Here is an 8,684-nt window from a genome sequence, read left to right on the forward strand (position 1 = left end):
TACTGTGCTGTGCTAGTGGATTACGCTACTAGCGTGTGACGCACTACTTGAGACTGTTGCAACAGTCTCTACTTGTATATCTGGCTGAGGAGCTCGTCGATCTGCTCTCCGCGCAGGTCGCGCTGCATGATGACGCCATCAGGCCCTATGAGCATAATTTGTGGAATACCCATGATGCCGTACAGTGAGGTGGCGTGATTATTCTGATCATCGTAGATCTGTGGATAGGGGATCTGTAGCTCCTTGACTGCTTGTAGGTGAACATCGTGGTTCTCCTCCCATACGCCGATGCCGAGGACGAGTAGGCCCTTGTCCTTGTACTTCTTGTGCATCTGGATGAGCGTGGGGATCTCGCGACGGCACGGTCCACACCAAGAGGCCCAGAAGTCAACGAGTGCATACTGTCCCTGACCGACGTAGTCCGAGAGCTTGACGCGCTCACCCTCTGTGGTGATACCCTCAAAGTCTACAAAGGGTTTGCCAGCTTTGGTGTTGATCATTCCTTGGATTAGCTCTACTAGGGTTGTATAGCTTGGAAGACGCTTGACGTTTTCGCCCATCTCCTCGAGAGGCTTCTGAAACTCGGAGAGGTCGTCAAAGAGGTACATAGCGTACTGCATGGCGCGGAGTACGAGGGGGTTGTTCTTTTGCTCTGCGACATACTTACGTACGATCTCCTGGCCAGCAGCCTTGTTGATAGAGTCGGCCTGCATGACCACCATGATGTCCTGCTCGAAAGCGTTGCAGGCATCATTGGCGGGAGAGCCACTGACACGGCCATCGCTGAAGTTGTACTCTAGAGAGGTACCTTCGTAGACAAACTGAGCGTTGAGCGGTGTGCCCTGGCAAGAGAGTAGGTAGAGGTAGCCCTTCTTGAGGTTGTTTAGCGAGAGGCTTGCGACGGTGTCGCTGATGACGATGCTGTCGATGGGCGTCTTGGTGGTGTCAGCCTCATCGTAGAGATAAGCTGTCATACCAGATAGATTGCCCTCGAGGCCGTGGAGCTGTAGCGTATTCTTCTTGCCGCGATTACAGCTACTCAGTATTAGGAGCGAGCCCAGTACGACCAGTAGAGAGGAGAGGGATATGAATCGTTTCATACAGTGTGATGTTTATTGATGATGATATAAATCGGTTGGAAGGTGAGGGGCACTTGCCCTGTCTCGTCTGCAAAGTTAGTAATATATCTTTTGGTAAAGCGTCTGAGCTGATTAGGGGTGCGTATCTGCTGTGGCGCATTTGGCAACTGTGCTGTGCCCGTATGGCGGAGGTGCTCTAGCACAGCTAGAGGATCGGCAAAGGGGATGACGAGTCGCTCCGTATGGATCTCATAGGGGTGCCCGAGCTCCTGAAGGGTGCTGCGCCAGGTGTCTAGTGAGGGGTAGTGCAGCCCTTGGCCTGTGAGCTGTCGTAGCTCGAGGAGGTTGTCAGGGCCGAAGGTGCTGACGGCTAGCGTCGCCTCGGCAGAGAGCTCGCGGACGATGCGCTGCAAGTAGGCACATGGATCGGCCAGCCACTGTATGGCACTACTGGAGACAAAGAGGTCAATGCCGAGCCCCTCTAGAGAGAGCTCGGAGGCATCTCCGACCCGCAGCTCGGGGTGTGGATCTCTCAGGCGAGGCACCTGCGCTAGGAGTGCTGGGGAGAGGTCGGCAAGCGTCCAGTGGTCGACCTCGAGTAGCTGATCTATACGCTCTGTCAGTAGTCCTGAGCCTGTGCCCATCTCGAAGGCGTGAGCGAAGTGACGCTCTGCCTGAGGAAGATGCTCGTCGATCAACTGGACGAGCCGATCGATGACGAGTCGCTGTGGCTCTGCAGCTTCGTTGTAATGCGAAGCGGCACGGTCGAATTGATGAGCGAGAGAGGTCATAGGCACAGATGAATAGTAAGGCTCGTTGGGTTTCGTTGGGTTACTCTAGGCCCTGCCATAGCTCCCGCCACGAGTGCCACAGATCAAAGAGGTAGTGGTACCCGTCGGGGAGTAGCTTAGTGGGTACATGCAGAGCCTGCCATAGGGTGGAGAGGTTGGTCGCTGGGAAGATTTGATCGTGCGCTCCGATGATGGCTAGATCCCAAGCTAGGCGGGCGTGGGGCTTCGTCTCGGGCTCTTCGGAGGCCGTGATGCTATCGTAGACCGCTTGCAATTCGTCACGAAGCTCTGCAGTGGGGCGCTCGGAGAGGATTTCGTAGAGCTGCTTGTATCGCTTGCCCCCACACATGCGGCGGTTGAAGCGCTGGCGGTTTTCATCGGTTAGTCCTTCTAGCGTCCCTATGAAGATGCCTTTGGGTATACCCCACAGGTCGTGCATAGGATAGGGGGTTCCAGCGACCGCTATGAGGCGTCGTGCGGAGGGGAGTGCAGACCAGTGCGGTACAACCTGCTCGGCAGCCCAGACGCCTAGCGACCAAGCTACGATGGTGACCGCCTGGTAGGAGGCCCAGGGTAAGTCTGCCAGGTCGTCGCTCAGCTCGAGGGTGCGGTAGTCGTACAGCGAGAGTAGGTCACACGCTGGTGGTAAGGTCAGGTGAGAGACCGTGTCAGGGGTCATGCCCCATCCGCAGAAGTATATGATGAGTTGGCGGGAGGGATCCTGGTCACTGTTTCGCTGGAAGGTATACTGCATAGCGGCTAGGCAAGATGCGTTAAGATGATTTGGCATAGCTGCCTGACCTCAGCGGTGGTGAGTCCAGCGGTCAGTGAGATCCTCAGGCGCTCTGAGCCGACTGGTACGGTCGGAGACATGATGGGGCGGATGAAGTAACCCTCCTCGTGCAGCGCCTGTGCGACGGCTCTAGCTCGCTCACGGCTCCCGCAGAGGAGCGGTATGATGTGGCTGTGAGGGGTGGGGAGGAGTTGAGCTGGCAGTGAGGCTAGCTCATCGGTGAGCAGTTGCTGTAGCTTAGCTAGGTGCGCTCTGCGCTGGGTGAACGCGGGGAGCGCTTGCCAGACGGCCAGCACCCACTGGATGATGAGTGGGGGCAGCATGGTCGAGTAGATGAGGCTCCGAGAGCGGGTGATGAGTAGTGTGCGTACAGCCTCGGAGCAGGCGACGTAAGCTCCCATGGATCCGAGAGCCTTGCCGAAGGTGCCGACAAGGAGGTCGATCTCGGAGAGCAAGCCTAGCTCTTCGCACAGCCCATAGCCATGCGCTCCACGGACGCCGATGGCGTGCGCTTCGTCTATATAGAGCGCGACCTTGGGGTATTGCTGCTTGAGCGCTACAAGCTCTTGTAGCGGAGCCAGATCCCCATCCATGCTGTAGATGCTCTCCGCCATGACGATGATATGCTGGCAGCTCTCGGCGCTGTGATGCTTCTCAATGAGACGCTGGAGCTGCGCTACGTCGTTGTGACGAAAGCGTTCGAACGGCAAGCCCGAGAGCCGTATCCCGTCGATCATACTGGCATGGATTAGTTTGTCTGCTATCACCACCATGCCCGGGAGTTTGAGCGCTGGGAGTATTCCGACGTTAGCGTGGTAGCCACTGTTGAAGAGCAAGGCTGTCTCGTGCTGTAGGGACTGAGCGATGAGCTCCTCCAGCTGGTGCATCACGGCTCTATCACCAGAGAGCAAGCGCGAAGAGGTAGAGCCTAGATCTCCTGCAGAGAGTGTCTGTAGGCAATTGGTCAGATTAGCTTCATCGGCAAAGTGACAGCTAGCGTCGTGGAGAGCTAGGTAGTCGTTGCTGTTGAGGTTGATGAGTGGCCGAGGGTGTGCATCGTCAAGTGCTGCGTAGCGACCGTTCTGTAGAAGCTCAATAGGGGTGAGCGTGCGGAGCGCCTGCTCGTCACGTAGCGTGGCGAGGATCTGCTCTATATGTGACTCAAAGTGAGACATAAGCCTTAGCTAGTGTGGAGCGCGTTTCGTCGGAACTGTAGCGCTCGTGTGAGTCTACGGATAGACTCCCTTTTTCTTATGAATAGACCTACACAGGATCTAGTAGCACGCGGAGTGCCAACGCTAGATACTGTGTAGGTCCAGATTAGTCAGACGCATGAACCTGTTAAGTCGTCATGCGTGGCGCTGATTACTTCTTCTCTGCGGGGATGACATCTAGAAGTGTCACGTCAAAGATAAGCGTAGAGAATGGCTCGATGGAAGATCCACTACCGTTAGCACCGTAAGCTAGGTCGTAAGGAATGTAAGCGGTCACCTGGTCGCCCACCTTCATCAGCTTAAGAAGCTCCGTCCAGCCTGGGATAACCTGGTTCACGCCAAACTCAACAGGCTCCTCGCTCTTGTCAAACTCGGTGCCGTTGATGAGCGTACCACGGTAAGTTACCTTGACCTTGTCGCCATCTACGGGAGACTTGCCTGTACCCTTCGTAGTGTAGCGATAAGCGAGACCAGACTTTGTCGTGATGACACCGTCCTGCTTGGTGAACTCCTCGATGGCCTTCTTGCCCTCCTCGATGTTCTTACCAAACTTCTCCTTGTTTTCGATCTCCTGCTTCTTCTGGTAGTAGCTCTGTACGTAGTTGTAAGCAGTCTCTTGATCCATCGTCATCTTAGTCGTGTCGCCCTTGAGCGCAGCCTCTAGGTACTCAGTGAAGAGCTTGACGTTGATGCCCTCCTTAGCGAGGCCCATAGCGGTCTGCACACCCTGGATCTGTCCAGCGTAGTAGGAGAACTTGGTGGTGTCGGCGATACCCTTCTTGAAGCCCTTGAGGAACTCCATTGAGTCTACAGGCATACCCTGCATAGCCATCATCATAAACTGCTGACCAAGCTGCTGACCAGTCATATAGCCCTGAATCATAGCTACACTATCGCTCATGGCTGACAGTTCGTTGTTGGTGTCACTCTTCTGAGCTTTCTTGTTACAGCTAGCAAAGGCACAGACCATTGCAACCACTGCGAGGAGTGAGAGAATTGATTTCTTCATTGTAAGTTGTATTTAGGATATTCGTTTGCGTTATAGTGTCTTGATTACTTTTTTTCTGTCGGAGAGGCTAGAGGGATAGGCTGACCCTTGATCACCTCCAGTAGCTCGATGTCAAATACGAGCGTCGCATTGGGCGGGATCAAACTTCCTGCACCACGCTCGCCGTAGGCTAGACGTGCTGGGATGTAGAGCTTAGCCTTGCTCCCCTCGGGCAGTAGACACAGACCCTCGGTCCAGCCTGGGATCACCTGTAGGAGACCAAACTTAGCTGGCTCGCCACGATCCACGGAGCTGTCGAACTTAGTACCATCGATGAGCCTACCCGTGTAGTGTACACGGACTGTGTCCTCGACTGTAGGACGAGGTCCCTTGCCCTCGGAGATGATCTCGTACTGTAGACCGCTCTGAGTCGTCTTGACTTCGGGACGCTCGCCATTGCTCTTGAGGAAAGCCTCGTTTCGCTCCTTTGTCTCCTGCGCCATCCGCTCTTCCAGCTTCTGGAAGTAGGTAGAGAGAAAAGCTTGCGCCTCCTCATTGGTCATGACTGTAGGCTGCTCTAGAAAAGCTGCCGTAAAGCCAGCTAGGAGCAACTCCTTATTGATAGGATCTCCAGGCATTTGGGACAGGCTCTGCGCAAAGCCTACACCATTAGCGACGCCTAGTGCGTAGGCTGCTGTATCAGCTGAAGAGATGAGACGTGGAGGCTCGGTCGCTGTGAGTGCGCCTACGCTCACCAGTAGCGTCAGCGCAACGGTTAAGATGCGATGTGTCATAAGTCTTTAGTGTGTTTATACGATGTCTAGTAGCTCGATCTCGAAGATGAGCGTCATATTGGGCCGGATCACGTCGCCAGCGCCACGACTCCCGTAGGCTAGCTCAGAGGGTATCACGACGCGCCACTTGCTGCCCACGGGCATCAGCTGTAGGATCTCCGTCCAGCCTGGGATGACCGCATTGAGGGGAAACTCAGCCGGCTCACCACGCTCTACGGAACTGTCGAAGACGACCCCATTGATGAGCGTGCCGTGGTAGTGTACGCGTACCTTGTCGGTCGCTTTAGGCTTAGCGCCCTTGCCCTCCTTGATGATCTCGTATTGTAGTCCACTAGGGAGCGTCACGACACCACTCTTGTGGCGCATGATCTCTTGGTACTCCTTGCCAGCAGCTGCGTTGAGCTCTGACTCTTCTTGCTGTAGGCGCGTGAACAGTTGGTTAATCACCTCACGAGCTCGCTCGTTGGTCATCTGAGGCTCACGCTCAGCTAGAGCATCCTGGAGACCTGCGATAAAGTCTTCGGAGGTAATAGCCTTGATTCCGGACGCTTTGAAGTTCTGTCCGATACTTAGTCCTAGCGCGTAGCTTACTTCGTCTTGTGGCATAGGGGATATATCTTTAGATGAGAAATACTCCTGCAAAGGTAGCAATTCTTCACGATATGAGTCCTCTAGTGACTGGCGGAGAGTGACTCTCTCAGACGGGTCACAATTTCATTGAGTGGACACTCCTGCTGCGTGCCGAGGATCATGTCTTTGATAGAGACCTTGCCCTCGTTAAGCTCTTGGCTACCTGCGATGATAACGTGGCGACAGCCTCGGCTATTGGCATAGGAGAGCTGCTTTTTCATCTTGTCCGCTGAGGGATAGACCTCCGTGGCGAGCCCTGCACGGCGTAGCTGATGTGCTATGGGCAGTAGCTTCTGGAGCTCCTCCTCGCCAAAGTTGACGATCATAATCCGCTCTTCGGGCTCCATGGCTGTGTCAAACATACCCAGCGACAGCATGATGTCGTAGATGCGCTCTGCTCCAAAGGAGATGCCGACGCCTGAGACACCCTCTAGTCCGAAGATACCGGTCAGGTTGTCGTAGCGTCCGCCTCCTGAGATAGAGCCCATCGGAGCATCAAGCGACTTGACCTCCAGGATAGCGCCTGTGTAGTAGTCTAGGCCACGAGCCAGCGAAGGCGAGAAGGTTAGCTCGGTCATCAGGTCGTTCGTGTCGACATGGTCGAGGACGTACTCGAGCTCCTCCAGTCCCTTGAGTCCTATCTCGGAGCCTGCGAGTAGCTGCTTGAGTACAGTCACCTTGTCACGATTGCTCCCCTCTAGGGTGAGCACCTCACGAACGGGTGCTAGCGAGTCTGGGTCAAAGCCGCTCTCGACGAGATCCGCTAAGACCGCCTCCACGGAGGTCTTGTCCAGCTTGTCCATGCAGATGGTCAACTGAGCCAAGCGGTCTGGCGCCTTGATCACCTCAGCGATGCCTGCTAGTATCTTACGGTTGTTGAGCAGGAGCATCGTGCGGAGTTTGAGCCGACGGAAGACCTCATCGATCATATAGACAAAGTCCACCTCAGGCATCAGCGAGTCGGTACCGATGACGTCGGCATCGCATTGGTAAAACTCACGATAGCGTCCTTTCTGCGGTCTGTCGGCACGCCATACAGGCTGCATCTGGTAGCGCTTGAAGGGGAAGGTGAGTTCGTTGCGGTGCATCACCACATAACGGGCGAAAGGCACGGTCAGATCGTAGCGCAGTCCTCGCTCACAGAGACGAGCTGCCAGCGCAGCCGGCGACTCCTCCGTAAAGGTCTCCGCATCAATCCCCGCCTTATAGTCTCCCGAGTTCAGAATCTTAAAGAGTAGTCGATCACCCTCTACGCCATACTTACCCGTGAGCGTGGAGAGCTGCTCCATGGCCGGCGTCTCAATCTGCTCAAATCCATAGAGTGCGAAGACGGAGCGTATCGTCTCAAATATATAGTTGCGTCGGCGCATCTCCTCAGCGCCAAAGTCTCGTGTCCCCTTAGGTATCGAAGGTTTATTCATAGCGTTTAGCCGTTTCGATTCGTTTGTATAGCGTTTGTGTCACGGCGTAGTCATTGCGCTCGTCGGCTGGATAGTGAGCCTCCTCGAGCTTGGACCACTCCGCCAGGTCGATCTCTGGAAAATGCGTGTCGGCATCAGGCACGACCGTGTCGACCATTGTTAGATTAAGGTGCGTAGCGTATGGTAGGCCACTCTTGTAGAGCACTCCGCCACCCATGATGTAGACCCGATCGTAGCCCGCCTGCTGGCAATGCTGTAGCGCCTGCTCTAGAGTGGAGGCGACATAGTGCGTCTCAGCCTCGCCCTCGGGCTGGGTGCGAGAGACCACTATGTTGTAGCGATTGGGCAGTGGGCGAGCGCCTATGGAGTCCCACGTGTGTCGCCCCATGATGACAGCGTGCCCCGTGGTCGTCGCCTTTAATCGGCGCAAATCATCTCTCAGACGCCACGGCATCGTGCCATCACGACCTATAGCTCTGTCCCGGGCAGTCGCCACGATAATCCATATTTCCATATTCAGACGAACTAATTTGGGGGCTAAGATACGAAAAAATGCCGTATATCGTTTGTAGGCCTACTTAAAGCGCAGGGCTGACGCATTATAATTCCATTTCGAAGATTTCCTCTGGAGTCATTCGTGAGAGCTTTTTCCTCAGGCGTAGCGTTGATGTGGCTTTGAGCTTGTCTTTAAGCCGTTGAATGATAGTCAGGTTTATCTTGTTTATAATGTTCATGTTCTGAGCTGCGTTGCGGGCTCTCTTGGTAGAGTAGTCCTCTCTAAAAAGCATATCCAGCATATAGTGTAGCTTGTTTTCCACAGCCCAATGTTCACGTATCAACTTGAAGACCTCCGCTCCGTCTGTCAGGCTAGAGATATAGAAGGTGGTTTCGCTGCTGGACTTATCTGTCTTCTTGTCCGTCCGTACTCTTGTCATCATATGGATACTTTTAAGCCCTTCCCATTTGTCTAAAGT

At 54.7% G+C, this 8,684-nt stretch carries 10 protein-coding genes; all 10 read right to left on the reverse strand.

The features are described 5' to 3' along the window. Nucleotides 1-68 precede the first annotated feature (68 nt). Nucleotides 69-1,100 (reverse strand): TlpA disulfide reductase family protein, encoded by a 1,032-nt coding sequence (locus tag L215_RS0103060; RefSeq protein ID WP_025882974.1) that lies wholly within the window; start codon nucleotides 1,098-1,100, stop codon nucleotides 69-71. Continuing rightward, on the reverse strand, nucleotides 1,097-1,870 hold the full coding sequence (locus L215_RS0103065; protein ID WP_025882973.1) for a methyltransferase domain-containing protein: 774 nt from the start codon (nucleotides 1,868-1,870) through the stop codon (nucleotides 1,097-1,099). Before L215_RS0103065 ends, L215_RS0103060 begins: the two co-directional genes overlap by 4 nt. A gap of 40 nt (nucleotides 1,871-1,910) precedes the next feature. After that, nucleotides 1,911-2,660, reverse strand: a complete 750-nt coding sequence (locus L215_RS0103070) for a DUF452 family protein (RefSeq protein WP_238296275.1) — start codon at nucleotides 2,658-2,660, stop codon at nucleotides 1,911-1,913. Continuing rightward, nucleotides 2,630-3,838 (reverse strand): aminotransferase class I/II-fold pyridoxal phosphate-dependent enzyme, encoded by a 1,209-nt coding sequence (locus tag L215_RS0103075; protein ID WP_025882971.1) that lies wholly within the window; start codon nucleotides 3,836-3,838, stop codon nucleotides 2,630-2,632. Before L215_RS0103075 ends, L215_RS0103070 begins: the two co-directional genes overlap by 31 nt. 190 nt (nucleotides 3,839-4,028) lie before the next feature. Beyond that, on the reverse strand, nucleotides 4,029-4,886 hold the full coding sequence (locus L215_RS0103080) for a BamJ family beta-barrel-assembly machinery protein (RefSeq protein ID WP_025882970.1): 858 nt from the start codon (nucleotides 4,884-4,886) through the stop codon (nucleotides 4,029-4,031). Between the two features lie 44 nt (nucleotides 4,887-4,930). Further along, nucleotides 4,931-5,659, reverse strand: coding sequence for a BamJ family beta-barrel-assembly machinery protein (locus L215_RS0103085; RefSeq protein ID WP_027451326.1), 729 nt, complete (start codon nucleotides 5,657-5,659; stop codon nucleotides 4,931-4,933). Nucleotides 5,660-5,674: 15 nt separating this feature from the next. After that, nucleotides 5,675-6,265 (reverse strand): BamJ family beta-barrel-assembly machinery protein, encoded by a 591-nt coding sequence (locus L215_RS0103090; protein ID WP_025882968.1) that lies wholly within the window; start codon nucleotides 6,263-6,265, stop codon nucleotides 5,675-5,677. A gap of 65 nt (nucleotides 6,266-6,330) precedes the next feature. Continuing rightward, nucleotides 6,331-7,710, reverse strand: a complete 1,380-nt coding sequence (gene hisS / locus L215_RS0103095) for a histidine--tRNA ligase (RefSeq protein ID WP_027451327.1) — start codon at nucleotides 7,708-7,710, stop codon at nucleotides 6,331-6,333. Next, entirely contained in the window at nucleotides 7,703-8,224 is a 522-nt protein-coding gene (locus tag L215_RS0103100) for a dihydrofolate reductase (protein WP_025882966.1), read from the reverse strand. Before L215_RS0103100 ends, hisS begins: the two co-directional genes overlap by 8 nt. 85 nt (nucleotides 8,225-8,309) lie before the next feature. After that, nucleotides 8,310-8,684: ISAs1 family transposase (locus tag L215_RS0103105; RefSeq protein WP_027451328.1), on the reverse strand; the 375-nt coding region annotated here is incomplete at its 5' end.

It is taken from the genome of Porphyromonas uenonis DSM 23387 = JCM 13868 (assembly GCF_000482365.1).
Taxonomy (GTDB): Bacteria; Bacteroidota; Bacteroidia; order Bacteroidales; family Porphyromonadaceae; genus Porphyromonas; species Porphyromonas uenonis.

Bases quoted from the DNA above. Each gene is read 5' to 3' on its own strand.
- L215_RS0103060 (WP_025882974.1), bottom strand. From the start codon at position 1,100: ATGAAACGATTCATATCCCTCTCCTCTCTACTGGTCGTACTGGGCTCG.
- L215_RS0103065 (WP_025882973.1), bottom strand. From the start codon at position 1,870: ATGACCTCTCTCGCTCATCAATTCGACCGTGCCGCTTCGCATTACAAC.
- L215_RS0103070 (WP_238296275.1), bottom strand. From the start codon at position 2,660: ATGCCAAATCATCTTAACGCATCTTGCCTAGCCGCTATGCAGTATACC.
- L215_RS0103075 (WP_025882971.1), bottom strand. From the start codon at position 3,838: ATGTCTCACTTTGAGTCACATATAGAGCAGATCCTCGCCACGCTACGT.
- L215_RS0103080 (WP_025882970.1), bottom strand. From the start codon at position 4,886: ATGAAGAAATCAATTCTCTCACTCCTCGCAGTGGTTGCAATGGTCTGT.
- L215_RS0103085 (WP_027451326.1), bottom strand. From the start codon at position 5,659: ATGACACATCGCATCTTAACCGTTGCGCTGACGCTACTGGTGAGCGTA.
- L215_RS0103090 (WP_025882968.1), bottom strand. From the start codon at position 6,265: ATGCCACAAGACGAAGTAAGCTACGCGCTAGGACTAAGTATCGGACAG.
- hisS (WP_027451327.1), bottom strand. From the start codon at position 7,710: ATGAATAAACCTTCGATACCTAAGGGGACACGAGACTTTGGCGCTGAG.
- L215_RS0103100 (WP_025882966.1), bottom strand. From the start codon at position 8,224: ATGGAAATATGGATTATCGTGGCGACTGCCCGGGACAGAGCTATAGGT.